General features: G+C 64.8%; 26 protein-coding genes. 9 read left to right on the plus strand and 17 right to left on the minus strand.

The window, feature by feature from the left end:
• Positions 1 to 9 precede the first annotated feature (9 nt).
• From FMM02_RS05680 to FMM02_RS05705, 7 genes are all read right to left on the minus strand, one after another.
• Entirely contained in the window at positions 10 to 528 is a 519-nt protein-coding gene (locus FMM02_RS05680) for a peroxiredoxin (RefSeq protein WP_147493950.1), read from the minus strand.
• Between the two features lie 55 nt (positions 529 to 583).
• On the minus strand, positions 584 to 1,165 hold the full coding sequence (locus FMM02_RS05685; RefSeq protein WP_147493951.1) for a hypothetical protein: 582 nt from the start codon (positions 1,163 to 1,165) through the stop codon (positions 584 to 586).
• A gap of 11 nt (positions 1,166 to 1,176) precedes the next feature.
• Positions 1,177 to 1,779: a lysophospholipid acyltransferase family protein gene (locus FMM02_RS05690; RefSeq protein WP_246104730.1), complete on the minus strand. Its 603-nt coding sequence runs from the start codon at positions 1,777 to 1,779 to the stop codon at positions 1,177 to 1,179.
• Positions 1,780 to 1,783: 4 nt separating this feature from the next.
• Positions 1,784 to 1,936, minus strand: coding sequence for a hypothetical protein (locus FMM02_RS11190; protein WP_187107700.1), 153 nt, complete (start codon positions 1,934 to 1,936; stop codon positions 1,784 to 1,786).
• Positions 1,937 to 2,018: 82 nt separating this feature from the next.
• The gene (locus tag FMM02_RS05695) at positions 2,019 to 2,207 is read right to left on the minus strand and encodes a PspC domain-containing protein (RefSeq protein WP_147493952.1); all 189 of its coding nucleotides are present in this window, start codon (positions 2,205 to 2,207) and stop codon (positions 2,019 to 2,021) included.
• Between the two features lie 288 nt (positions 2,208 to 2,495).
• Complete coding sequence (locus tag FMM02_RS05700; protein WP_147493953.1) at positions 2,496 to 3,353, minus strand: SDR family oxidoreductase; 858 nt, start codon at positions 3,351 to 3,353, stop codon at positions 2,496 to 2,498.
• A gap of 3 nt (positions 3,354 to 3,356) precedes the next feature.
• Complete coding sequence (locus FMM02_RS05705) at positions 3,357 to 3,611, minus strand: hypothetical protein (RefSeq protein ID WP_187107701.1); 255 nt, start codon at positions 3,609 to 3,611, stop codon at positions 3,357 to 3,359.
• 103 nt (positions 3,612 to 3,714) lie between these two features.
• On the opposite strand from FMM02_RS05705, the gene FMM02_RS05710 reads away from it, so the two are divergent.
• Together FMM02_RS05710 and FMM02_RS05715 are read left to right on the plus strand one after the other, a co-directional pair.
• Positions 3,715 to 5,526, plus strand: coding sequence for an ABCB family ABC transporter ATP-binding protein/permease (locus tag FMM02_RS05710; RefSeq protein WP_147493954.1), 1,812 nt, complete (start codon positions 3,715 to 3,717; stop codon positions 5,524 to 5,526).
• An 81-nt stretch (positions 5,527 to 5,607) separates the two neighbouring features.
• Positions 5,608 to 6,081, plus strand: a complete 474-nt coding sequence (locus FMM02_RS05715; protein ID WP_147493955.1) for a YybH family protein — start codon at positions 5,608 to 5,610, stop codon at positions 6,079 to 6,081.
• A gap of 92 nt (positions 6,082 to 6,173) precedes the next feature.
• On the opposite strand, the gene FMM02_RS05720 is transcribed toward FMM02_RS05715, so the two are convergent.
• Positions 6,174 to 7,628 (minus strand): helicase HerA domain-containing protein, encoded by a 1,455-nt coding sequence (locus FMM02_RS05720; protein ID WP_147493956.1) that lies wholly within the window; start codon positions 7,626 to 7,628, stop codon positions 6,174 to 6,176.
• 75 nt (positions 7,629 to 7,703) lie between these two features.
• Here FMM02_RS05720 and recQ point away from each other — a divergent pair, with 75 nt between their 5' ends.
• Both recQ and FMM02_RS05730 read left to right on the plus strand, forming a co-directional pair.
• Positions 7,704 to 9,467: a DNA helicase RecQ gene (gene recQ / locus FMM02_RS05725; protein ID WP_147493957.1), complete on the plus strand. Its 1,764-nt coding sequence runs from the start codon at positions 7,704 to 7,706 to the stop codon at positions 9,465 to 9,467.
• Positions 9,468 to 9,469: 2 nt separating this feature from the next.
• Positions 9,470 to 9,883 (plus strand): protein tyrosine phosphatase family protein, encoded by a 414-nt coding sequence (locus FMM02_RS05730; RefSeq protein ID WP_187107702.1) that lies wholly within the window; start codon positions 9,470 to 9,472, stop codon positions 9,881 to 9,883.
• Here the strand turns inward: FMM02_RS05730 and tldD are convergent.
• The 4 genes from tldD to FMM02_RS05750 all read right to left on the minus strand — a co-directional run bounded on the left by tldD (position 9,880) and on the right by FMM02_RS05750 (position 12,691).
• On the minus strand, positions 9,880 to 11,298 hold the full coding sequence (gene tldD, locus FMM02_RS05735) for a metalloprotease TldD (RefSeq protein ID WP_147493959.1): 1,419 nt from the start codon (positions 11,296 to 11,298) through the stop codon (positions 9,880 to 9,882). The genes FMM02_RS05730 and tldD overlap by 4 nt on opposite strands.
• Positions 11,295 to 11,489 (minus strand): zinc-finger domain-containing protein, encoded by a 195-nt coding sequence (locus FMM02_RS05740; protein ID WP_147493960.1) that lies wholly within the window; start codon positions 11,487 to 11,489, stop codon positions 11,295 to 11,297. Before FMM02_RS05740 ends, tldD begins: the two co-directional genes overlap by 4 nt.
• A 66-nt stretch (positions 11,490 to 11,555) precedes the next feature.
• Positions 11,556 to 12,068 (minus strand): DUF4402 domain-containing protein, encoded by a 513-nt coding sequence (locus FMM02_RS05745; RefSeq protein ID WP_147493961.1) that lies wholly within the window; start codon positions 12,066 to 12,068, stop codon positions 11,556 to 11,558.
• A gap of 104 nt (positions 12,069 to 12,172) precedes the next feature.
• Entirely contained in the window at positions 12,173 to 12,691 is a 519-nt protein-coding gene (locus FMM02_RS05750; protein WP_147493962.1) for a DUF4402 domain-containing protein, read from the minus strand.
• A gap of 109 nt (positions 12,692 to 12,800) precedes the next feature.
• Between FMM02_RS05750 and FMM02_RS05755 the strand changes: the two genes are divergently transcribed.
• Positions 12,801 to 13,742: an ABC transporter ATP-binding protein gene (locus FMM02_RS05755; protein WP_147493963.1), complete on the plus strand. Its 942-nt coding sequence runs from the start codon at positions 12,801 to 12,803 to the stop codon at positions 13,740 to 13,742.
• Positions 13,739 to 15,322 (plus strand): L-aspartate oxidase, encoded by a 1,584-nt coding sequence (gene nadB / locus FMM02_RS05760; protein ID WP_147493964.1) that lies wholly within the window; start codon positions 13,739 to 13,741, stop codon positions 15,320 to 15,322. Before FMM02_RS05755 ends, nadB begins: the two co-directional genes overlap by 4 nt.
• A gap of 19 nt (positions 15,323 to 15,341) precedes the next feature.
• Here nadB and FMM02_RS05765 read toward each other — a convergent pair whose 3' ends face one another.
• On the minus strand, positions 15,342 to 15,521 hold the full coding sequence (locus FMM02_RS05765) for a hypothetical protein (RefSeq protein WP_147493965.1): 180 nt from the start codon (positions 15,519 to 15,521) through the stop codon (positions 15,342 to 15,344).
• A gap of 92 nt (positions 15,522 to 15,613) precedes the next feature.
• Between FMM02_RS05765 and polA the strand changes: the two genes are divergently transcribed.
• Positions 15,614 to 18,409, plus strand: a complete 2,796-nt coding sequence (gene polA, locus FMM02_RS05770) for a DNA polymerase I (protein WP_147493966.1) — start codon at positions 15,614 to 15,616, stop codon at positions 18,407 to 18,409.
• Entirely contained in the window at positions 18,406 to 19,947 is a 1,542-nt protein-coding gene (locus FMM02_RS05775; protein ID WP_187107703.1) for a lipopolysaccharide biosynthesis protein, read from the plus strand. Before polA ends, FMM02_RS05775 begins: the two co-directional genes overlap by 4 nt.
• A gap of 75 nt (positions 19,948 to 20,022) precedes the next feature.
• Here FMM02_RS05775 and purH read toward each other — a convergent pair whose 3' ends face one another.
• From purH to FMM02_RS05795, 4 genes are read right to left on the minus strand one after another with little or no spacing between them, the layout of a single operon-like run.
• Positions 20,023 to 21,612, minus strand: coding sequence for a bifunctional phosphoribosylaminoimidazolecarboxamide formyltransferase/IMP cyclohydrolase (gene purH, locus FMM02_RS05780; RefSeq protein ID WP_147493968.1), 1,590 nt, complete (start codon positions 21,610 to 21,612; stop codon positions 20,023 to 20,025).
• Positions 21,613 to 21,631: 19 nt separating this feature from the next.
• A complete protein-coding gene (locus FMM02_RS05785; RefSeq protein WP_147493969.1) occupies positions 21,632 to 23,266 on the minus strand; it encodes a heparinase II/III family protein in 1,635 nt (544 codons plus the stop codon).
• A complete protein-coding gene (gene rpe / locus FMM02_RS05790) occupies positions 23,263 to 23,925 on the minus strand; it encodes a ribulose-phosphate 3-epimerase (RefSeq protein WP_147493970.1) in 663 nt (220 codons plus the stop codon). The genes FMM02_RS05785 and rpe overlap by 4 nt, the downstream gene beginning before the upstream one ends.
• Before the next feature lie 14 nt (positions 23,926 to 23,939).
• Positions 23,940 to 25,187, minus strand: coding sequence for an RsmB/NOP family class I SAM-dependent RNA methyltransferase (locus FMM02_RS05795; RefSeq protein ID WP_147493971.1), 1,248 nt, complete (start codon positions 25,185 to 25,187; stop codon positions 23,940 to 23,942).
• Between the two features lie 29 nt (positions 25,188 to 25,216).
• Between FMM02_RS05795 and FMM02_RS05800 the strand changes: the two genes are divergently transcribed.
• Positions 25,217 to 25,381 (plus strand): DUF1674 domain-containing protein, encoded by a 165-nt coding sequence (locus FMM02_RS05800; RefSeq protein ID WP_246104731.1) that lies wholly within the window; start codon positions 25,217 to 25,219, stop codon positions 25,379 to 25,381.
• Positions 25,382 to 25,383 lie beyond the last annotated feature (2 nt).

Genomic DNA, 25,383 nt, shown 5'->3' on the forward strand with positions numbered 1-25,383 from the left:
AAGGGGGGGTTAGCGGTTAAGCGCGCGGACCGCTTCAAGCGTCTTGGCGACATGATGTTTCCAGTCCAAGTCAGAGTGCACCATGGCAATTCGGCCGTCCCGAGCGATGACATAACTGGTCCTGTCACTCATCGCCGGGCTCTGCTTGAGCATTACATCATAAGCCTTGATGGTTGCTGGCGAAGCGATCGCGACCGGAAAGACGTTGCGGCATGCCTCGGTCGAAAACCGCTTGAGCGTGTCAAGGTCATCCCCGCTCATGCCAATTACGCGGGCGCCGGCCTTGCGAAAATCGGGCATCGCATCGGCGAAGGCCTTGGCTTCCAGCGTGCAGCCCTGGGTGAACGCCTTGGGATAGAAATAAAGGACCACCGGGCCATGCCGCAGCTGTTCGCGCAGGTTCAGGCGAAAGGCCTTGCCGCCAAGGGCGCCCATCGTCCTCACTTCGGGCGCCTTCGAACCGACCGGCAGAGCGGCCTGGGCGGGCATGGACAGGAGGGCGAGGGCGGCTAGCCAAGGACGGATCATCCGGACGACTCCTTGAAGGATTGACCGGCAGGCTAGCCTTGGCCTGGCCCGATGGCTAGCTGCCCCATGGCGGAGGCGGCGGTGCGACCGGCCGGGTCAGGTCAAATTCGACCCGGAAATAGCGTTGCCCCGGGCCGGGCGGGCGACGCAGTTCGTAGGCGAACGTCCGGTTGCTGACCTCGATCGCCCAAACATTGCTGTTGGACACGGAGCGTCCCTGTGCCGTGAATAGCGCGATCGATTCCGCATCGGCAGGGAATTCTTGCCGCACCGCGGTCCCCGGGTCGCGGCTGTCCCCGCCATAATTGGTCAGTGCATCGGGGTGACCGTCTTCATGCCGGTGGTCGTGCTTGAGGCGCACCCCGTACGCGGTGCGGGTCACAACCCAAGTCCGCGACCGGTCATTCTCGACGTGGAAGGGAATGCGGATTTCCTTCGCGCTGCACTGGCGGACATGCATCACCATCCGCTTGCCGAAAAAGTCTGCGTCGGCGGCCTCATTGCTGACCAGCTTGCCCTCATAGGCCTTGCCGCAATGCGCACCCAGCGCGGCCATGAACCGGTCGGCGGGCGCGATTGAGACGGGCTGGTAAGCGCAGCCGGCGGTCAACAGGGCGATAGCGGCGAGACTGCGCATGGGCGCTCCTTCTAATTAAGGTCGGGAAAGGCCGCGCGTTCGGGATGCCGCGGGGTCAGGCTACGAAAAAATGCGAACGCCGGCTTGAGGTCTGCCCCATAGTCGCCCGACGGGTGGATGACCGGGCCGAATACCCCGCGCCTGGTCGGGAAATCGGGGCCGGCGGCGACGATCGGAACGCCGGCCTTCATCGCGATCTGGTAGAAACCGGTTTTCCAATCCTTGGTGCGCGACCGCGTACCTTCGGGTGCGATGACCAGGATGAAGCGGTCGTGGGCGTTGAACTGGTCGACGACCTGACTGACAATGTCCTGCCGGGCGTTGCGGTCGACCGGAATGCCGCCGAGGGCGCGCATGAAACCGCCGATGGGCCAGCGGAACAGGCTTTTCTTGCCGATGAAATGCACCTGACGGCCGAGCGCGTGAACCGCGCCAAGAAAAACCAGGAAGTCCCAGTTGCTGGTGTGGGACGCGCCCATGATGACGAATTTGGGGTCGCTCGGCAAATTGCCGGAAATCGTCCAGCCGCTGTTGCGGAACCATCGGACCAACAGGTCATGGATCAGCTTTTCCAGGGGGCTGAGGCTTGCCTCGGTAGAATGGGCGAACGCCAAGGGGTTAGCCGAGCACCGAACCCAATATCCAGATCGCGGACATGGCAACCACCACGAGCAGAAGCGAGAAGCCGAGGACGTATCGAACACCTTGCCGCTTTACGCCGCCGGTCGCCTCGGTTTCGCTCAAGTGAACTTCATCGCCTTCACGTTCCATCGACCGCTCCTCAAGGACCTGGGGCCGATGTGCCATAGCTTGCCGACGAAGAACAGACGGGTTCGAGTGGTCATCCGACGACTTAGCGGTCGTCCGATGCAAGCCAGCCGGTCAGGATGTAGAGCAGCACCGCAACCGGGCCGGTGACCAGCGTGGCGACGATCATGCAGAGACGGACCAGCAACACGTCGATATTCAGCCAGTCGGCGATGCCGGCACAAACGCCCATCACCTTGCCGCGGGCGGGATTGAGCACGAAGCGACCATTCATCGGGTCGATCCTTTCGAAAAGTCGGTGGGTCAGGCGATCGGCAGCGAAGTGGCGGCCGAAACGAACAGCATCGAAGCAAGGAAAGCGCCGGCGAGGCTGGTGGCGAGATGACGGGTGTCGACGAACGAAAAAGCCATTTGATATCTCCCTTTTGCGAACCCCAATGGGCTCGACAATTCTATTGCAGGGAGCGTGCCAATTGAAAAAATGGTGACTTTTCAGCGGTCATGGCGCAGCCATCCGAAACATATGCGACTTCCGCGCCTAAGATTTGGTGGGATTTCCCAACTAACCGTTGACGATCACGCCGCCGTTGGGGTGCAGAACCTGTCCTGTCATGTAGCTGGCATCCTCGCAGGCGAGGAACAGGAACGCCGGCGCGACTTCGTTAGGCTGACCAGGACGGCCCATCGGCGTATCCTTGCCAAACTCCGGAATTTCCTCCGGCGCCTTGCCTCCAAAAGGATTGAGCGGCGTCCAGATCGGCCCCGGCGCCACGGCATTCACCCGGATGCCTTGCTCGACGAGGTTCGCGGACAGTGAGCGGGTGAAGGCGGTGATCGCGCCCTTGGTCGCGCTATAATCGAGCAGCTGCTCGCTGCCCTTGTACATGGTCACCGACGTGCAGTTGACGATTGCCGCGCCCTTGTTGAGATGCGCGCGGGCCGCTTGGACAAGGTAGAACATCGCATAAATGTTCGTCTGGAAGGTCCGGCGCAGCTGCTCGTCGCTGATGTCGCGGATGTCCTCGTCGGGATGCTGTTCTCCGGCGTTGTTGACGAGGATGTCGAGCCGTCCGAACGTGTCGATGACCTTCTGGACCGCCTTGGGCGCGAATTCGGGATCGCCGAGATCGCCGGGGACGAGGATGGCCCGGCGCCCTTCGGCTTCGATGATCGCCTTCGTCTTCTCCGCGTCTTCATGTTCGCAAAGGTAGAAGATTGCGATGTCGGCGCCCTCGCGCGCGTAAAGCGCGGCAACCGCGCGGCCGATGCCGCTGTCGGCGCCGGTGACGATCGCAACCTTGTCCTTGAGCCGCCCCGATCCCGGGTAGCGCGGTTCCCAGTCGGGCTGGGGACTTAGCTTGCGCTCCTCGCCGGGCAGCGCATCTTCATGGATCATCGGGTCGACGCTGTCGCCAGACATGGCTTAGCCGTGACGGGTATTGGCGGGCTTGCGGACCTTGTCCTCGCGATGCGCCGCGGGCTGCTTGGCCGGACGGCACTGCGCGAACAGGGTCGGATAGTCGAAGTCGCCGGCGGCAGCGAGCGCCGGGCCGGTCGCCGCAACGCAGGCCTGCTGGCTTTCATAGCGGGTCGGCATCGTCTGGACCGGCGTGCAGGCGGCTGAACCGTCGGCACAACCCAGGATGGCAATGACGAAATAACCCGGACCCATCTTCACTCTCCGCTTGGACTTGAACGCATAACGGCCGGGAAATCCGCCTTGTTCCAAACGCTTCGTCGCACCATTGTCGATTGGCGCTGTCACTCCTACCTGTCGAGCGATGGACAGCGCCGCGCCCGCCACCGAAACCAGCAAGGGCAGTTTTTCGGTGCTTTGGCGCTTTTTGCCGATGCTGTGGCCGAAGGACGAAATCTCCTTGCGCCTACGCGTCATCGCGGCGGTACTTCTGGTCCTGGTCGGCAAGGCGATCGTTCTGGTCATGCCCTTCGCCTACAAGGCGGTGGTCGACGGGATGAGCGGCGAGACCGCAGCCTGGGGCGCGGTGGCTATGCTGGTCGTCGCCTATGCATCGGCGCGGTTCGGCGGGGTGCTCTCCGACAATCTCCGCAACGCCATTTTCGAAAAGGTTGGCCAGAGCGCGGCGCGGCGCCTGTCGGCGCGGGTTTTCCGCCATGTCCATTCCTTGAGCCTGCGCTTCCACCTCGAGCGGCGCACCGGAAGCCTTACCAAGATCGTCGAGCGCGGGACGAAGAGCATCGACTCGATGCTCTATTTCCTGCTGTTCAACATCGCCCCGACCTTGATCGAACTGATCGCCATCTGCGTCATATTCTATGTGAAGTTCGGTCCTGGGCTGGTCGCGGCGACGCTGGCGATGGTTGCCCTTTACATCGTCTTCACCCGTCAGGTGACCGAATGGCGTACCAAGCTTCAGCGCGAAATGAACGAGGTCGACAACAAGGCGATCGGCCGCGCGGTCGACAGCCTGCTGAACTATGAGACGGTCAAATATTTCGGCGCCGAGGAGCGGGAGGCGAAGCGCTATGACGAGGCGATTGCCAGCTTCACCCACGCCGCGGTGCGCAACGAAACCTCGCTCGCCTGGCTCAATGTCGGCCAGAGCCTGATCACCAACCTGATGATGGCCGGGGCGATGGGCTTTACGGTGTGGGGCTGGAGCCAAGGGCGCTTCACGCCGGGCGACGTGGTGCTGGTCAATGCACTGCTGATGCAGCTGTTCCGGCCACTGGACATGCTCGGCTGGGTCTATCGCTCGATCCGCCAGGGCCTGATCGACATGGAAGCGATGTTCGCGCTGACCGATACGCCGGCCGAGGTTGTCGACGCGCCCGGAGCCAGGGCGCTGTCGGTTTCGACCGGCCATGTCCGGTTCGAGGGTGTGGCGTTCGGCTATGAGCCTGAGCGGATCATCCTGAAAGGCGTGACGCTAGACGTGCCGCCCGGGAGCAGCCTTGCGGTGGTCGGCCCGTCGGGAGCGGGCAAGTCGACCCTGGCCCGGCTGCTCTATCGTTTTTACGATCCGACCGCCGGGCGGATCACCATCGACGGGCAGGACATTGCCGCGGTCAGCCAAGCGAGCCTGCGCGCGGCGATCGGGATCGTTCCGCAGGACACGGTGCTGTTCAACGACACGATCGGATACAATATCGCCTATGGCCGCGAGGGCGCGACCCAGGCGGAGGTCGAGGCGGCCGCCAGGGGCGCAGCGATCGACAGCTTCGTCGCCGCCCTGCCTCACGGCTATGAATCGATGGTCGGGGAGCGCGGACTGAAACTTTCCGGCGGCGAGAAGCAGCGCGTGGCCATCGCCCGCACCCTGCTGAAGAACCCGCCGATCCTGATCCTCGACGAGGCGACATCCGCGCTCGACAGCCGCACCGAGGAAGCGATCCAGGCCACACTCAACGCGGCCAGCCGCGGCCGCACTACCATCATCATCGCCCACCGGCTGTCGACCATCGTCGGCGCCGACCAGATCGTGGTACTCGACGCCGGCAAGGTCGCCGAACGGGGGACGCACGGCGAGCTGCTGGCCAAGGGCGGGCTCTACGCCGACCTATGGGCGCGCCAGGCGGCGGAGCGGGAGTTGGAGGAAGCGGCGGAGGGATAATGTCCGCCGAGCATGGTAAGCGGACATCGATGTATGGGCTTTAAGAGTTCCATCGTTCCACTTGAGCCAGCGGGGTGATCAATGCCAAATTTTCTGCAGCGCGGTGCGGCCGCCTGGTGCGTCATGAGCCTGACAGCCTGTGCCACGGTCCCTACCGACACCGCCGCTGAGGAGCAGCGATTAATGGAATTGAGCCGCGAGTGGTCGCAAGCGGCGTCCAGCGGGGATCTGGACCGCATCGTCAGCTACTGGGGAGACGATGCAGTGGTAATGATGCCCGGGCTGCCAACTTTCCGGGGGAAAAGCATTATTCGAACCTATGTCGCCGAAAGCCTGAAGATCCCAGGCTTCAGGATCAGCTGGGAGCCTCTGGAGGCGCGAGTGTCCGCCTCCGGTGACATGGGATACATAGTGGAAAAAAGTCACGTCACTATGCCTGACAGCACTGGGAAGCTAACCACGACGACATCCCGCACCGTGACCGTCTGGCGGAAGGGCGCGGATCGTCAGTGGCGCAACGTTGTGGATATTGGCAGCCCGGAGCCTGCGCGTTAACCGTGAGGTCTGGATCTTCTCGTTCCGAAGCATGGGACGAATTGCGCGAGTGTCGGGACGTCTGCAATGAGTCGAAAGCAGGCATTGGCGTTTCACGCCGCCGCAGTACTCCACCCCAACCTCGGAATAGCGATACTCCGCTTCCCGCTCAAATCCACGCGGCTAACGATTAACTCCCGGCTCTCGATATATTGAAGCAGGCGCCGGGCGCGACCCAGCGAGGCGGTGCCGTAGCTGGCGGCAATGGCTTCGTCACTGGGGCAGGGCGCACCTTCCCGCGCTGCCCGGGCAACCAGCAGGAACGGGCCGAGCATGTCGTCGGGAAGGCTTTGGGCGGCCTCGAGTGCCGGGGCCCAGCTATCGTCGGTCGAGTCGAAGATTCCGGCCCGGGCCATTGACAGCCTGCGGGTGAAGTCGGCGAGAGCGAGCGGCGGCCTGGCAATGCCAGCCATCCGGCAGCGGACGGTGAAATCCTGATAGAGGATCGAGGCGGACCGGGCGCCGCTGTCGGGGTCATCGACGATGGCGCGGAGCACGTCGGCGATGATCTGATCGGTTTCATCGTCCGATTTGGCCGGCAGCGGCTCGGGCCGGGCCGGCATGGCTGCGGCCATGGAGTGCAGCAGAGCTTCGGAGGGAAGGGGTTTGACGGTTTCGCGGGGCGATTGCGGGGCTGCGACCGGCGGTTCATCATCGCCGGGCGCGAACAGCAACCCCTGCAACTCATTCGCCGGCGCATCGGGCAGCGGAACCAGCTTGGGACTCATCGATCGGGCGCGGGTCTCGACCTCGCCGATGGCGACCGCGATCGGCCGGCGTGAAATCGCCGGGCCCAGCGCGAGGAAGGTACCGCGCGGCAGGTCACGAATCGCCTCGGCCTGACGGCGCTCCATGCCGAGCAGGTCGGCGGCGCGGGCCATGTCGATGTCGAGGAAGGTGCGCCCCATAAGGAAGTTACTTGCCTCCGCCGCGACATTCTTGGCCAGCTTGGCCAATCGCTGCGTGGCGATGACGCCGGCCAGCCCGCGCTTGCGGCCCCGGCACATCAAATTGGTCATTGCGCTGAGCGAGGCGCGGCGCACTTCCTCAGCCACCTCGCCGCCGCCTGAGGGCGCGAAGAGCTGCGCTTCGTCGACCACCACCAGCGCTGGATACCAATGGTCGCGCGGAGCATCGAACAGGCCCATCAGGAAGGCCGCGGCGCAGCGCATCTGGCCTTCCGCCTCCAGCCCTTCAAGGCTGAGCACCACGCTCGCGCGATGCTCGCGGATCCGGCCCGCGAGACGGGCAATATCCTTTTCACTATGGTCCGCCGCCTCGACCGGGACATGGCCATATTTGTCGGCCAGCGTGACGAAATCGCCTTCGGGGTCGATCACCACCTGCTGCACCTGCCCAGCGCTCTTTTCGAGCAGGCGCCGCAGCAGGTGTGACTTGCCGCTGCCCGAATTGCCCTGGACGAGCAGCCGGGTGGCAAGCAATTCTTCGAGGTCGATGGCCATGGGCTGGCCCCCGGGGCCGCTGCCCATGTCTACGCTGACGGTCATCCCGCCCTTATTGGCAGCAGCCGAACTCAGCGCGCAAGCTTGCATCGTCATCTCTGCCCATCGATAGAGCCCGCTGTGACCGTCACGCATCAAATCCTTCACGACCGATTTGGCTTTTCCCATTTTCGCGGGGTCCAGGAGCAAGTTGTCGACCGTGCCATCTCCGGAGGCCACACGCTCGCGGTGATGCCCACCGGCGCAGGCAAGTCGCTCTGCTACCAGCTTCCGGCCCTGATCCGGCCCGGTACCGGGATCGTCATCTCCCCGTTGATCGCGCTGATGCAGGACCAGGTGCGAAGCGCCGACAGCCTGGGCATTCGCGCCGCCGCGCTGACCAGTGCCAGCGACAATCCCCGGGCGATCCGCGATGCGCTGCGCGACGGGGCGCTCGACCTGCTCTACGTTGCGCCTGAACGCGCCGCGACCGAGGGATTCTCCCGCTTGCTGGAGGAAGCGGACATTGCCCTGTTCGCAATAGACGAGGCGCATTGCGTGAGCGAATGGGGCCACGACTTCCGACCCGACTATCGCCAGCTCCATTCCCTGCTCGACCAGCACCGCGAGGTACCCCGGCTTGCGCTGACCGCGACCGCCGACCGCCGCACGCGCTCCGACATCCTCGTCCAGCTTGGAATCCCCGAGGAGGGTCTGGTGGTTGCCGGGTTCGACCGGCCCAACATCCGCTACCATGTCCGCCCGCGCGACGGCCTCCCGAGCCAGCTCAAGAGCCTGTTGCGCGATCAGCCGGGCGCCGGGATTGTCTATGCGCCGAGCCGCGACAAGACGGAACGGATTGCCGAGCAGCTGCGCGGACCCGGCCGCTCGGCGCTGGCCTATCATGCTGGGCTCGACCATGGCGTTCGCCAGCGCAACCAGGGCGCTTTTGTCGCCAGCGAGGACATGGTGATGGCGGCGACGATCGCGTTCGGCATGGGCATCGACAAACCCGACGTACGCTTCGTGGCCCACGCCGCCATCCCCAAGTCAATCGAGGCCTATTACCAGGAGACAGGCCGTGCCGGGCGCGACGGCGACCCCGCCGAGGCCTGGCTGTTCTGGGGCGCCGAGGATTTCGCCCGCGCCCGCCGCCGAATAGAAACCGAGATCGAGCCAGACCGCCGCGCCGGGGAGCGCGAACGATTGAACTCGCTCGCCGCCTTCGTCGAGGCCGCGACCTGCCGCCGCGCGATCCTGCTGCGCCATTTCGGCGAGGACCCTCCGCAAGCTTGCGGCAACTGCGACAATTGCCTCGACCCGCCGGCGACGATCGACGTGACTACCGTCGCGCAAAAACTGCTGAGCGCGGCGTTCAGAACCGAGATGCGTTTCGGAGTCGCGCACCTGGCCGCGGTACTTGCCGGCGACGACAACGAAAAGGTGCGCCAGTTCGGCCATGACCGATTGTCGGTATTCGGGATCATGGACAAGGACGAGCTGGCCTTGGTCAGACCGGTCGCAAGGTCGCTCGTGGCCCGCGATGCTCTGCGCACCGACGACTATGGCGGATTGAGCTTTGGTCCCGGCGCGAAGGCAATCCTCAAGGGCGGCGAGACGCTGGTCATCGCCGTCCCGCCGAGCCGGCCAAGCCGCAAGCGGCGCGGCGGGGACCATCCGCACGATCCATTGTTCGAGGCGCTGCGCGACTGGCGCCGCCGGCGCGCCGCCGAACAGGGGGTCCCGCCTTATGTGATTTTCCACGATTCCACGCTGCGCGCGGTGGCGACGGGGAAACCTTCGAGCCTTTCGGCGCTTTCTCAGATCGAAGGTATCGGCGATACCAAGCTGGAGCGCCACGGCGAGTCGCTACTCGCCGCGCTGGTGGGCGCGATGGAGGAATGAGCATGCAACGCGAGCTTGACTCGAAGACACTGATCGACGGCCAGATCCGCCCCGAGGATGTCGCCCGACTGAAGGCGATGGGCGTCACGCTGATCGTCAACAACCGGCCCGACGGCGAGGACGCCGACCAACCCACCAGCGCCGAGATCGAACAGGCGGCCGACGCCGCAAACATCGATTACCGGCATGTCCCAATCGCCCGCGGCATGGGTCCGTCGGACATTGAGGCGATGCGCGAAGCGATCCATTCGGCCGGCGACGGCAAGCTTTTCGCCTTTTGCCGGTCGGGCAATCGGTCGGCTCTGGCCTGGGCCGTCGCGCGCAACGAGGATGGAGTATCGAGCGCGGAACTCAATCGCTGCGCCAGCGAAGCCGGGTTCGACCTCGGCCCGGTCGCCCACCTGTTGCGCGACTAGGCGGCGGTCCCCCCGACGGTCAGGCCATCGATCAATAGCGTCGGCTGGCCAACGCCGGCCGGGACCGACTGGCCACCCTTGCCGCAGATGCCGACCCCTTCATCAAGCGCCATGTCATTGCCGATACCCCTGACCCGCGACATCACCGTCGGCCCGTCGCCGATCAATGTCGCGCCCTTGAGCGGGGCGCCCAGCTTGCCGCCTTCGATGCGGTAGGCCTCGGTACAGGAAAAGACGAACTTGCCGCTGGTGATGTCGACCTGACCGCCGCCGAAACTCTTGGCATAGATTCCGTCGGGGACGCGGGTGATGAGTTCTTCGGGATCATCCTTGCCGCCGAGCATGAAAGTGTTGGTCATGCGCGGCATCGGCGCATGGGCGAAGCTTTCCCGCCGGCCATTGCCGGTGGGGTCCATCCCCATCAGCCGGGCGTTGAGGCGGTCCTGGAGATAGCCCTTCAGCACGCCATCCTCGATCAGCACGGTGCGTCCGGTTGGCGTGCCTTCATCATCGATGCTGAGGCTGCCCCGGCGATCTTCTATCGCGCCTTCGTCGATTACCGTCACGCCTGGCGCGGCGACCCGTTCGCCCATTCGCCCGGAGAAAGCCGAGGTGCCCTTGCGGTTGAAGTCGCCCTCAAGGCCATGGCCGACCGCTTCGTGGAGCAGCACGCCGCACCAGCCCGGGCCCAGCACTACCGGCATCTCGCCGGCCGGCGCGGGTACGCTGTCTAGATTGACCAGCGCCTGAGCCAGCGCGGTGTCGATCGCCCGGTTCCAGGTCGCGGGATCGAACAACTGATCATAAAGATAGCGGCCGCCAATCCCGAAACTTCCCGTTTCGCGGCGATCGCCCTTTTTGGCGACAATCGACACGTTCAGGCGGACCAGCGGGCGGATGTCGGTTGCGACGAACCCGTCAGCGCGGATGATCTCGATCACCGACCAGCTCCCGGTCAGCGAAACCGCGACCTGGGCGACGCGGGGATCGCGGGCGCGGGCGGCGGCATCGATCGCCTGGATCAGTTCGACCTTGCGCGAAAAGGGTACCCCCGACAGCGGATCGGCCGAACTGTACATTGCCCGATTGGTGCGCGGCGGGGCGCTTGCCCGCGGCGCGCCCGACGGGTCGAGCAGGATGAGCGTCTGCGCCGCACGGCCAATCGCCGCGGCGCTGATTTCATTGGCATGGGCGAATGCGGTGGTCTCACCGCTCACCCCACGCAGGCCGAAGCCCGTGCCAAGGTGATAATCCGCCGTTTTCAGGCGGCCATCGTCAAAGCCGAACGCCTCACTGACCCGATATTGAAGGTAAAGCTCGCCATCGTCATGCGCGGCAAGGTGGCGCCGGGCGAGCGCTTCTGCCTCGGTCGGATCGAGCGTTCGGTAAAGCAGGTCGCGCGGGTTGGCGGTCACGCTGCGGAGGCTTCGTCCGCGGGGCCGCCTTCAAGGACAAAACGGCGGTCGCAATAGCCGCATTCGACGTAGCCTTTCTCGTCGATTCGGAGGTAAACTCTGGGATGGCCCAGTGCGGGGTCGATAGCCCCTCCGCCGTCGCAAACGACGGCGGTAGAGGTAACCCGAATTAATTCAGGAGGCGGTTGCATGGCCATGCCCTAGCAACCGCCTCCCGGCGCATCAATAAGAGTGGGGTCTTATCTCGCGCGCCAACCTCACGGATATTGTGCGGTCAGGTCGAAGCTGGCCGTGTAAAGGCCGTTCGGCTGGTTGGCCGCAATCGCAAACACGCCGCCGACACCCACGTCGAAGGTGCCGGTAGCGCCGATCGTGCGCGTCGTCGCGCCGCCTGCATCAAGGCTCATGCTGGTCACGGCAATGGCGTTGGGGCCGCTGATCAGGAAAGTCGGGGTGGTCATCGACAGAGACACCTGCTGGCCCGGGGTGCCTGCGCCGGTGAACAGGGCGCGCTGGCCCGGACCGGTGGCAACGGCGGTGACGCCGCCCGCAACGCTGCGCGAACCGGTATTTTCATTGATGGTGACGCTTCCGGCGGTGGCGCTTGCTAGCACGGTGCCGAAGTCGAGGTCGTCGACCCGGGTCAGGGTCAGCGGTTGCAGTACAAGCCCACGAGCTTCCGCTTGGGCGGAAGCGCTGGTCTGGGCGGCGGCGGGTGACGCCAGGGCGACGGTTGCGGCAATGGCCGCGAGGCAGATATTGAAGCGCATGTCTTGGTTCCCACAGAATTAACGGTGCAACCAAAATGGAGGGACACGCCTCAACAGCCTTTCAACATGGACGGTGGACGGGAAATTAACCGCGATCCGAAAGGTCAGGGGTAGTTGACGGTTACGTCGATCTCGCCCGTGTAGAGCCCCTCCACCGTGCCTGCGGGAACGGTTATGCGGGCGCCAACCGCAAAGTTGAACACGCCGTAGGAAGTCATCATCCGCTTGTCCTGGCCGTCGAGCGTGAAATTGCCAACGGTCAGGGTTTCCGTGCCGCCGACGCGGCGGATCAGGACTGGCTGGTTGGGGACGCGGATATTGACCATTCCGTTCTTGGTTGCGGCCCCGGCATAGCGGGCGGGCGACACGGTTCCACCGAGCGCGACGAGGCCGCCGCTAAGCGACATCGTCCCGTTGAACGGGTTGATCGTCGCCGTGCCCCCGGTAGTGACGCCAAGCGCGGCGAAGTCCATGTCGGCGATGCGCGTCAGGGTCAGCGGACGAACCAGTTGGGCCTGCGCCGCCGCCTTGGGAGAGGCGGCCACGGGCGCAGCTGCGGGTCCGCCGCCCGGGATCAGGGCAGCGGCCGCCAGCAGCATCAAGGTGGAGCCCAAGCGAACCATTGACCGAACTTAGTAGGGTTAATGGAAAAGATAGGATGATGAGTAAGGTAAATTGGTCATTTACCACTCCCGCTTTCGCCCGCCTCGCCACGCGGCTATGCGAATCGGCATGAGTTCAGCCGACCAGCCTGCGATCCGAATCACGGACCTTGCCAAGACCTATGAGTCGGCAGGCCAGCGCAAAAGGGCGCTCGACGGGGTGACCTTCGACGTGCCGCGCGGCCAGATCTTCGGCCTGCTCGGCCCCAATGGCGCCGGCAAGTCGACCTTGATCAACATCCTTGCCGGCTTGGTGGTCAAAAGTTCGGGCAGCGCGGAGATCTGGGGCTTTGATATCGATCGCCACCCGCGCAACGCCAAACGGTCGATCGGAATCGTGCCGCAGGAAATCCTGTTCGACCCTTTCTTCACCCCGCGCGAAGCCCTTGAGATTCAGGCAGGCCTCTATGGCGTGCCCAAGCCCGAGCGGATCACCGACGCGCTGCTCGATGCGGTCCGACTGACCGACAAGGCCCATGCCTACGCGCGCACCCTTTCGGGAGGAATGAAGCGGCGGTTGCTGGTCGCCAAGGCGATGGTTCATTCGCCGCCAATCCTGGTGCTCGACGAGCCGACCGCCGGCGTCGACATCGAGCTTCGCCAGCAACTCTGGGATTATGTCCGCGGCCTCAACCGGCAGGGCGTGACGGTGGTGCTGACCACCCATTATCTCGAAGAGGCCGAGGAGCTTTGCGACCGCATCGCAATCATCAACCACGGCCGGCTGATCGCGAATGAACCAACCCGGGCGCTGATCGCCAAGGCGCAGGACAAGGCGGTGGTGGTCGAGGTCGACCGCGACCTCGACAGCGCACCCGGGAACGAATGTTTTGAGAAGATAGAACTGACGGGTCCCCGCACGCTGGAAATCATCTACCACAAGGACAAGGTGAACGCCGGAGAGGTGCTGGCCGCGCTGCAGCGCGCGGGATTGGGCATTGTCGACGTGTCAACGCGCGATCCGGACCTTGAGGATGTGTTCCTGAGCCTGACGCGCGAGGTCGCGGCTTGAACCCTCACAGCTTCGACGTGCTGGTGGTCGGATCGGGAGCGGCCGGGCTGACCGCGGCTCTCAACCTGGCAACCAGGCTGAAGGTCGGGGTGATTGCGAAAGGCAAGCTCAGCGACGGGGCGACCGGCTGGGCGCAAGGCGGCATCGCCGCGGTCCTCGAGGAAGGCGACAGTTTCGAGGCCCATGTTCGCGACACCATGGTTGCCGGTGCTGGGCTCAATGACCAGTCGGTCGTCGAACATGTCGTCGGCGAGGCGCCGGCGGCGATTTCCCGGCTGGCGGAGCTGGGCGTGCCGTTCGCGACGGAAAATGGCACGCTGCACCTGACCCGTGAGGGCGGGCATAGCCATCGCCGCATCGTTCATGTCGCTGATGCCACCGGCTGGGCGATCCAGCAGGCGTTGGAGCGGGCAGCAGCGGCCAACCCCAACATCACGCTGGTCCCCGACATGGTTGCGATCGACCTGATTACCGGGCGCCATGCGATGGAATTTTCGACCAGCGGCGCAGTCCATGGACTTTATGCCTACAACAAGGCGAGCGAGCAGGTCGAAACTTTGACTGCGCGGGCGACCATCCTCGCAACCGGCGGCGCTGGACGAACCTATTTATTCTCGACCGCACCGCGCGGCGCGACCGGCGACGGGATCGCCATGGCGTGGCGCGCGGGATGCCGGGTGAGCAATATGGAGTTCATGCAATTCCACCCAACCTGCCTGTATCATCTGGCGGTCAAGAACTTCCTGATCACCGAGGCGGTGCGCGGCGAGGGCGGAATCCTCAAGCATCCTGAGACCGGCCACCGCTTCATGCCCGAGACCGACGAGCGAGCCGAGCTTGCGCCCCGCGATGTGGTGGCGCGGGCGATCGACCATGAAATCAAGCGCGATGGCCTGGACTATGTCCACCTCGATATCAGCCACCGCGATCCGGCGTTCATCGAGGCCCATTTCCCTAACATCTACGAAAAGCTTTTCGGGCTCGGCATCGACATCACGCGCGAACCGATCCCGGTCGTTCCGGCGCAACATTATACCTGCGGCGGAGTGGTCGTGGACATCCACGGGCGCACCGACGCGCCGGGCCTTTACGCGGCGGGAGAAGTGACCCAGTCGGGCCTCCATGGCGCCAACCGGCTGGCGTCCAATTCGCTGCTGGAATGTCTGGTATTCGGCGAGGGAGCGGCAAAACATATCCTTGAATGCTGGGACCATCTCGCGGAGCCTCCCGCGATTCGCGGCTGGGACGAAAGCCGGGTGACCGATAGCGACGAAGAGGTCGTCATCCAGCAAATCTGGGGCGAGATCCGCCGCTTCATGTGGAATTTCGTCGGCATCGTCCGCACCACCAAGCGGCTGGAACGGGCCAAGCGCCGGATCGACATGCTGCGCCAGGAGGTGAGCGATTATTACCGCCACTTCCGCGTCACCGCCGACCTAATCGAGCTGCGCAACCTGCTTGAGGTGGCCGACCTCATCGTCCGAAGCGCCCTGTCGCGACAGGAAAGCCGCGGCCTCCACTATACGCTCGACTATCCGGCAATGGCCGACGAGGCGGTCGACACGGTGCTGGTTCCCTAAAAGTTGGGCAGGTCCGGCCCTACCGCAGCTTGCTGACCTTCAGCCCGTCCTGCTTGGCGCGCGCCTGGATGGATTCTTCGCTTCGGGTCAGCGCCTTGCTGAGCGCCTTGAGGCTCATGCCCTTGGCCGCCAGCCGGTGAAGCTTCTGGATTTCGTCGCTGGTCCAGGGTTGTTTGTGACGCAGGAACTTGTCGGCCATGGTGAAGGCGTAGCCGGAAGCGGGACGGTTGGAAATGCCAATCCCATCGAGTGGCTGGCATCGGGCGCGGGGCGTGCTAGGGCAAGCGCCCCATGGCCGAACCGCAGAACCACCTCTATCTCGTCGACGGGTCCAGCTACATCTTCCGGGCCTATCACCGGCTGCCGCCCCTGACTAACCGCCATGGCACGCCAGCCGGCGCCGTCTATGGCTATACTGCGATGCTGTGGAAGCTGGCCGACGGGTTGAACAAGGCCGACGGGCCAACGCACATGGCGGTGATCCTCGACGCGTCGAGCAAGAGCCACCGCAACGCCATGTACGACCAGTATAAGGCAAACCGGCCGCCGCCGCCCGACGACCTGGTCCCGCAATTCCCGCTGATCCGCACCGCAACCCGCGCTTTCTCGATCCCTTGTATCGAGGAAGAGGGGCTGGAAGCCGACGACATCATCGCCTGCTATGTGATGGCCGCCAAGAGGGCCGGGTGGAAGGCGACCATCGTCAGCAGCGACAAGGATTTGATGCAGCTGGTCGACGACGAGGCGGGCATCGACATGCTCGACACGATGAACGACCGGCGGATCGACCGGGCCTATGTCGAGGGCAAGTTCGGCGTTGGGCCGGAAAAGGTAGGCGATGTGCTGGCGCTGATGGGCGACAGCGTCGACAATGTCCCGGGCGTTCCCGGCGTCGGACCCAAGACCGCAACCCAGCTAATCCAGCAATATGGCGACCTCGACAAGGTGCTTGCGAGCGTCGGCGAGATCAGCAAACCCAAGCTGAAGCAAAATCTCACCGAACATGCCGACAATGCGCGATTAAGCCGTGAACTCGTGCGGCTGGTCTGCGACGCGCCGCTGCCCGAGCCGCTGGAGGATTTGGCGCTCAAGGGCATCCCGCCCGAACCGCTGCGCGAATTCCTGGAGGACCAGGGGTTCAAGTCGTTGCTCAACCGGGTCGGCGGAAGTCGCGGCGCGTCAAGCGGCGGCAACTCACCGGTCGACGTCATGGCGTCGCGGCCTGCCCCGTCCACTCCCGCGGAACCGGAGAAAATCACTGTCGACCGGACGCAGTATGAAACGGTGACGAGCGAGGAAGCACTCGATCGCTGGATCGCCGAAGCGCGGGCCAGAGGGCTGGTTGCGATCGACACCGAGACTGACTGTATCGACTGCATCATCGCCAACCTTGCCGGGATCAGCCTGGCGACCGAACCCAACCGGGCCTGTTACATCCCCGTCGGCCACATCGGGCAGGACATGCTGACCGAAACGCCGGTGCAGCTGGCCAAGGATCTGGTGCTCGCGAAACTGAAACCGCTGCTAGAAGACCCGGCGGTGCTGAAGATCGCGCACAACCTCAAATATGACTGGGTGATGCTGGCCAAGGCCGGGATCGCGGTCGCGCCTTATGACGACACGCTGGTGATGAGCTTCGATCTCGACGCCGGCCGGTCGAACCATGGGCTGGACGACCTCGCCAAGCAGCATTTCGATCATGAGTGCATCGCCTTCAAGTCGGTATGCGGGACTGGCGCGAAGCAGATCAGCTTCGACAAGGTGCCGCTCGACGCGGCGACCGAATATGCCGCGGAGGACGCCGATATCTGCCTGCGGTTGTGGCAACGGCTGAAGCCGCGCCTTGCAGCCGAAGGCGGCAACCGCGTCTACGAGATGGTCGACCGGCCGCTGGTTGCGTCGATCGGGAAGATGGAACGTCGCGGGATCAAGGTCGACCGCGACTATCTGGCGCAATTGAGCGGTACGTTCGCGACCGAGATTGCGGCGCTGGAAGAGAAAGTGTTCGAGGCCGCGGGCGGGCCCTTCACCATCGGTTCGCCGGCGCAGCTTGGCCACGTGCTTTACGAGCGGCTGGGCCTTAAAGGCGGTCGCAAGGGAAAGAGCGGCCAATATTCGACCGACGTCACCGAGCTGGAACGGCTTGCCGGCGAAGGCGTGGATGCGGCGCGACTGGTCCTCGACTGGCGCCAGCTGTCGAAACTCAAGTCAACCTATACCGACGCGCTACAGGCGCAGATCAACCCCGACACCGGCCGGGTGCACACCAGCTTCAGCCTGTCGGGCGCGCAAACCGGGCGTTTAAGTTCGACCGAACCCAATTTACAGAATATTCCGATCCGCACCGAAATCGGCCGCAAGATCCGCGACGCGTTCGTCGCCGAGCCAGGCCATGTGCTTTTGAGCGCCGACTATAGCCAGATCGAGCTTCGGCTGGCGGCGCACATGGCCGATGTTCCGCAACTCAAGGAGGCGTTTCGCGCCGGCGAGGACATTCACGCGATGACCGCCGAAGAATTGTTCGGCACCGTCGACCGCGATACGCGCGGCAAGGCCAAGACTGTCAATTTCGCGATCCTCTACGGTATTTCCAGCTGGGGGCTGGCCGGGCGACTGGGGATTCCAAGGGAAGAGGGTAAGGCGATCATCGATCGCTACTTCTCCCGCTTTCCCGGCATCCGCACTTATATCGACGACACGCTGGCGTTCGTGCGCGAGCATGGCTTCACCCGCACCCTTTTCGGGCGCAAGACGCATTTCCCCAACATCCGCGCGTCCAACCCCAATTTCCGGGCCAGCGCCGAGCGGGCCGCGATCAACGCGCCCATCCAGGGCACCAGTGCTGATCTCATCAAGCGGGCGATGAACCGGATGGACGGGGCATTGGCTGAGGCTGGCCTGGGCGATGTCCGCATGCTGCTGCAGGTGCATGACGAATTGCTGTTCGAAGTACCCCAGGGCCAGGAGGATGCCGCCGCCAAGGTAGTGCGCTCGGTGATGGCCGCCGCCGCCGAGCCTGCGCTCACGCTCGACGTGCCGCTCGATGTCGAGGTTGGCTGGGGCGCACACTGGGGCGCGGCGCATTGACCAAGGCCTCCGCTCCGCCGGCCCCGCCCTCGGCGGACCTTGCCGCGCTGGCGCGTGGCGGGCGGATCAATTTCCTCGGGTTTCTCCTGCGACTCGTCGCGCGCCTTCCCTTCCTGTTCATTGCCGGCCGGATTTACGGCGCCGAAGCGCTGGGCCGCTTCGCCTATGCGGTGCTGGTGGTCGAATTCGCCGCGCAACTGGCGACACTGGGGCTGAAGCGCGGATTGGCTCAGCAGCTTTCGACCACCGACAAGGACCATGTCTGCGTCGTCGCCGATGGGCTGCTGGTCGCCGCGATCGGATCGGGGATCGCGATGGCGCTGCTCGCCATTTTTCCCCAGGCAATGTTCCCCAATTCGGAAATCACCGGCCTTGAATGGATGCTTCCGGTCACCGTGTTCGCGCTGGCCTGGTCGGATATCTCCCTGGCCGCGCTGGCCTACCGTCATGACGTCACCTCGACCGTCCGTGCGAGGGCGATCGTCGAGCCCTGGACGATCTCTATCGCCGCCTTCGCTTGGTCCTATGTTTCCCTGCGCGACGGACTGATCATTGCCTATGCGCTGTCGATGATCGGGGCGTTGATCGCCTCGGTAATCCCCCTGTTGCGCAGCTATGGCCTTCCGCATGGCTGGAAGCCGAAGCCCGGCGCATTGTGGCGGATGGCACGGCGCAACTTGCCTGTAGCCGCTGCGGACGCCGTGGAATGGGGATCACGAAGGGTCGATATCGCCGTGCTCGGCCTGTTCTTCGCACCGAAGATTGTCGGGATCTACTATGTTGCGCAACAGGTCGCTTCGCTGCCGCAGAAGCTGAAGACCAGCTTCGACCCGATTTTGGGACCGGTCATCAGCCGCAACCTTGTTGAAGGCAATCGCGCGGCCGTAGCGCGGCAGGTTCGGCAGGTGGGCTTTTGGGTGATCGGCGCCCAGGCGGCGGTTGCACTGGCACTGGGGATCCCGGGGGAGGCGGTGATGGGGCTCGTCGGAGCGGGCTTCGTCGCCGGGACCGCGGCCCTTGGCTTCCTGCTCGCGGCCGAAGTCGTCGCGGCAACCGCGGCGGTGAGCGAATCCGCGCTGATTTATACCGCGCGCCACCGCAACATGATGATCAGCCTGAGCATGATTGTGCTGGAAGCGGCGCTGGCGGTCGGCCTCATCCTCCTGATGCGCAGCTGGAACTGGCCCGTGATGTGGCAGGCGACGGGGCCGGCGATCGCCCTTGTGCTGGCGCTGGGCTTTGCCTCGATCGTCAAGTCCCGGCTGCTGTCTCATATCCTTGGCAATCCGGTCAGCGGCTGGCGCTGGCCGCTGATCTGGGCTGCAGCCGCTGCCCTCGCGGTAGGCCAGCTCGGAATCCTGCTGCCCGAATGGGCTGAACTCTTGTTCGGCGTTCCGGCGATCCTGGCGGCCTTCGGCGCGGTCTTGTGGCTGAAGGGGTTCGGACCGGAGGACCGTGAGCTGTTCAAGATGCGCAAGGCCGATATCGAGGACTTGCAGCTGCCCGAACCGGGCGAAAGCGCCGACGCGCCACGCTAGCGCCGCGCCGGAAAGCCCGTCTGGCTCCTCACGCCGGCAGCGGTTGCGAGGAACCCTACCAGAACGATCGGCAGATTAGTGGCGGAAATGGCGCATGCCGGTGAACATCATCGCCAGCCCCGCCGCGTCGGCGGCGGCAATAACCTCGTCATCGCGGATCGAACCGCCTGGCTGGATCACCGCGGTGGCACCGGCTTCAACTGCCGCCAGCAACCCGTCGGCGAAGGGGAAGAAAGCGTCCGAAGCCACCGCCGATCCGACCGTGCGCGGCTGCGCCCATGCATTGGTTTCCGCTGCCTCGCGCGCCTTGATCGCCGCGATTCGAGCGGAATCGCGCCGATTCATCTGTCCCGCGCCGATCCCCGCCGTTGCTCCGTCCTTGGCGTAGACGATGGCGTTGGACTTGACGTGCTTCGCGACAGTCCAGGCAAACAAGCAGTCTATCAGTTCCTGCTCGGTCGGCTGGCGCCTGGTCACCACCTTCAGCATGTCGCGACTGAGCGTGCCATTGTCGCGGTCCTGGATCAGCAGACCGCCGGCAATTACCGCCACCGTCTGCCCGCCGCGCGCGGGATCTGGGAAACCGCCGGTCAGCAACAGACGCAGATTCTTCTTGCGGCCAAAGGCTGCGATCGCCGCCTCGTCGGCATCGGGAGCAACGACCACTTCGGTAAAGATGTCGCAAATGGCCTCCGCGGTCGGCCCGTCGAGCCGGCGGTTGACGGCAACGATTCCGCCAAAGGCCGATACGCTGTCACAGGCCAATGCCGCGTTCCATGCGTCGAGCAGCGTTTCCGCGCTCGCCACTCCGCAAGGATTGGCATGTTTTACGATCACCACTGTCGGATGAGCTTCGCGAAACTCGGCAACCAGTTCGAGCGCGGCGTTGGCGTCGTTCAGATTGTTGTAGCTAAGCTTCTTGCCCTGAACCTGCCGGGCCTGGGCTACCCCAGGGGTTGCCGGTCCCATCGGCAAATAAAGCGACGCCTTCTGGTGCGGATTTTCGCCGTAGCGAAGTTCCTGTGCCTTCTGGCCGACGATGAAGCGCGTGTCGGGGTAGGCCCGTTGCTGGTCAGCGAACGCGAACCAGCTGGCGATCATCGAATCGTAGGCTGCAGTGCGGGCAAAAGCCTTGGCTGCCAGCCGCCGGCGGAAGGCGAGGTCGGTGCCGCGATGGGCGGCGAGCTGTGCACTGAGTTCGGCATAATCGGCCGGGTCGGTGACGATCGCGACATGCTGATGGTTCTTGGCCGCCGAGCGGACCATCGAGGGGCCGCCGATATCGATATTCTCGATGATCTCATCGCGCTTCGATCCTTTCGCGACGGTTGCTTCAAATGGATAGAGGTTGACCACCACAAGGTCGATCGCGCCGATGCCATGCTCCTCCATCGCCGCGACATGTTCCGCATTGTCGCGCACCGCGAGCAGGCCGCCATGGACCTTGGGGTGAAGCGTCTTGACCCGTCCATCCATCATTTCCGGAAAGCCGGTCAGGTCGCTGATATCGCGGACCTCGTGCCCCAGTTCGCGCAGCATTGCCGCGGTGCCGCCGGTCGATACCAGTTCGACGCCCGCGCCGGACAAGGCCTTGGCGAGGTCGTCGAGGCTGGATTTATCGGATAACGAAACAAGTGCCCGGCGGATGGGAACGATATCGGTCATGGACTGGGCCTTCTGTCGATTAGCTGGAACGGCGGAACTGCCAGGCGATTTCGCCGCCAATAGCCGATACTTCCCCGACGACAACCAGTTGCAGCGAACCGACCGGCACGCCTCGTCCGTCGATCGCCAGGCTTTCCTCAACCAGCAGCATCGCGCCCCGGCATCGGAAATTCCAGGGCGGTGCGCCGGGTGAACGCAAGATGGCGCCCATGCCGTCAGCGGTCAGGGTCGCTTCGACCCCGGGGGCGAGATGGAAGCGGACCGCATAGGGCGCAGCTTCGCGGATCCGACGGCGGCCGCGCGCGATCAGCCGATCCTCGCCGCGCACTTCCTTTCCGTCGTTGCCAAGGCTGAGTCGGCGCTGGTGGATCAGGCCGAAACCCCGGACATAACCGTCATGGCTGGCCTCCAGACGCGAACAATCATTGTCCTCGTTACGGTCGATCGTCACGTCCGATACGCCCTTGCCAAGGCTTCCGTCGGGCTGGATGGCGGTCGAATTGGTATCGTCGAGCACCAGTGTCGAATGGGCTGCCGTGGTCCTCAGAGCTAACACCAGCTCGTCGGGCAGGCTGGTCGGGACGGGTCCTGGGCCGCCACAATTGATCACCAGTCGCTGCGCCCCGTCGCTCATCTCGAGAGCCAGCGTCGATGCGCAGCCATGGGATGCCATACGGGCTGCAGGGGGCGGCGCGGCATCGACGACGATGATCGTGCCGAGCGCAGAGAGCCGCTGGTAGCCCCAGCCGCGCGCATGGCGCAGCGGACGGGCACGAAGGCCGCAGCCCTCGACCAGCGTCGCCATACGGCCCGGATCGCCCGGATTGCCGCCCTGCCAGCTGGACAGGGCGCCGTCTCCCATCGTGACGCCATGAAGCGCGGCCAATGCCGCGGCGGCGCTATTCTCAAGCGCTTCGGGGGGGGGCTGTTTCGCTGCGAAATAGGCGGCGCGGACCAGCCCCAGCCGGTCGACCAGTAACATCTGTTCCGATGGCGAACGGCTCATCAGCCCGCCGTCCTCGAACTGGGCCGAAGCCAGCGCGCGCATCAAGCCGGATTCGCAGCGCGACAGGCGGCTGAGCCCTCCCTGCAGCGTCAACGCCGCGACTAGCGCGCCTGACCAGGCGGTGATCCTGGCTAGGCCGGGCGATGCGCGGTCGGCCTGGGCCTCGGCATGTCGGGCGCCACGCGCCAGCGTATTGAGCAGAGCCGACCGGTAGCCGCTATCACGGCTGGACAGGATATAGGGGGCATAGGCGGTCCAGAAGAGAATCCGTTCGCCCCACAATTCCGGCGCCCAGGCTTCGTCGACGCGAGAACCGTGCGCGATCAGCCAGCGGCCTGCGATGGCCTCCGCCAGCCTCGCCCCCTTTTCACGGCTAGCCGAGGCGGCGAGATCGCGAAGCCAGCTAAATCCGTGGATTGCGCGATCCAGTTCCGTCGCCGCGCCGATGTCGCCGAAATCGATCTCGGGCAAGTTGCGTTCTTCATTGCCCCAGCGGAAACGGCCGGCGAGTAGTGCATCGCCGCGGGCCCGGTCGCCGAGGACATGGTCACGCGGGACGGCGACCAGGCGCAGCGGCTGGCGGCCCTGGCCGAACAGCCGCGACAATAGCGATCCTTTGGCAAGATGGCGCAGCCGGTCGGCGCTCATGCGCCTCCCCGAAGCGCCGCGATATTGGCCGAATAATGATCGGGGCCGCCGCGGAAGGCGGCAGTTCCCGCAACCAGCACAGAAGCTCCGGCGTCGATCGCTCGCGGTGCCGTGAGGGCATCGATCCCGCCGTCGACCTCGATATCCACCGCCAGGTCCTGCTTGGCGACGCGATTGGCGATTGCCTCGATCTTGGCGAGCTGCGAGGTGATGAATTTCTGCCCGCCGAATCCAGGATTGACGCTCATCACCAGCACCAGGTCGATCTCCTCGAGCACATAGTCGAGCATCTTCGCCGGGGTCGCGGGATTGAGGGAGACTCCCGCTTTCTTGCCGAGCGCCTTGATCCGCTGGATGGTGCGGTGGAGGTGCGGCCCGGCCTCGGGATGGACGGTGATGATATCGGCCCCCGCTTCCGCGAAGGCATCGAGGAAGTGGTCGACCGGGGAAATCATCAGGTGAACGTCGAACGGCTTGCCGGTGTGCGGCCGAAGGGCCTTCACCACGCCCGGCCCGATCGTCAGGTTGGGGACGAAATGCCCGTCCATCACGTCGATGTGAATCCAGTCGGCGCCAGCAGCATCGATCGCCCGCACCTCCTGGCCCAGCTGGGCGAAATCGGAGGAAAGGATGGATGGGGAAATGAGCGGTCGGGCCATGGGGCCATTAACCGCTAAGCGGCGCTTCGGACAAGATGCGCGACAAAGAAGCCGTCGAGTCCGCCCTCATCGGCGAGCATTCCGGGCAGGACGCGGACCCAGCCTTCGGCAGATGGCGTCACGCCGTCGGGCAGCAGGACAGCCGGCTGAAGGGCAAAATGCGGATTGCGGCCAAGGAAGGCGGCGATCTGCAGCTCGCCTTCTTCCGGTTCGAGGCTGCAAACGGCGTAGACCAGAGAGCCGCCGGGCCGAACCCAGGCACTGGCGCGATCGAGCATCGACGATTGCAGCGCGGCGCTATCCGCGATGATCGCGGGACGGGCCCGATAGAGCACTTCGGGATGGCGCCGGAAGGTCCCGGTCGCCGAGCAGGGGGCGTCGAGCAGGACCGCGTCGAACGGTTCGGGTGCGTCCCAATGCAGCGCATCGGCGGTGACGGTTTCGGCCGCCAGCCCGGTGCGGGATAGATTCTCCGAAAGTCGGGCCAGACGACTTTCCGATCGGTCCAGCGCGGTGACGGCATGCCCGCGCGCGGCCAACTGCATCGTCTTGCCGCCTGGCGCGGCGCAGGCGTCGAGGACTCGCTGGGCGGTAAGCGGGACAAGACGGGCCGGGAGCGAGGCGGCGAGGTCCTGAACCCACCAATGGCCTTCGGCAAAGCCGGGTAGTTCGGTGATCATGCTGCCAGGGTCGAGGCGGCGATGGAGCGGAGCGAGCGATACGCCCTGGGTGAATTCGGCACATGCCGGGGCGCTTGCAAAACTCAGGTCGGTCGCCGGCCGCCGGGCTATGGCATCGCGGGCAGCGGCGACGACCGCGGATCCCCAGGCGGCACTCCAACGGGCCTCTACTTCCGCCGGAAGGCGCGGTGCTTCGATCGCAGGCAATCCGCGCCGAAGCAGGGTGCCAAGCACGCCATGGACCAAGCGCCGCGGCCCGCCGTCAACCAGCGGCAGGGCGGTGGCGACCACCGCATGATCGGGCGTACCGAGGCCAATTTTCTGGGCCAGCGCGATACGCAGGACCATTCTGGCCTTGGCATCGTCCGGCAAGCATTGGCGCGTCGCGCTATCGATCAGAAAATCAAGGTCGGGCAGGCGGCGGAGCGTTTCGCCGGCAATGGCCGTCGCCAGCGCGGCGTCGGCCGGCGGCAGGCTGCGCGCGATCTGCGCGGCATTGTCCATCGTCTGCGCCCGGCGGAGGATCGCGTCGAGCATGCGCAGCGCCGCTTTGCGCGGTTCAAGGCCTTCGGTACTTGGCATGACGCCCTTTAGGCATCATTTTGGTCGCCGTGAAACGTCCAAAGCATCTCGACCCCCCGACTTATCTGTCAAAGTCGCCGCCGCTGCCTATGGCCGCACCGGTCGACCCCGAACCGCCGGCGGGCGAGGAAATGCGCCCCGACCCCACGCGCTATGGTGACTGGGAAAAGAAGGGCGTCGCGATCGATTTTTGAGG

The organism is Sphingomonas xanthus (assembly GCF_007998985.1).
In the GTDB taxonomy this organism is placed as follows: domain Bacteria; phylum Pseudomonadota; class Alphaproteobacteria; order Sphingomonadales; family Sphingomonadaceae; genus Sphingomicrobium; species Sphingomicrobium xanthum.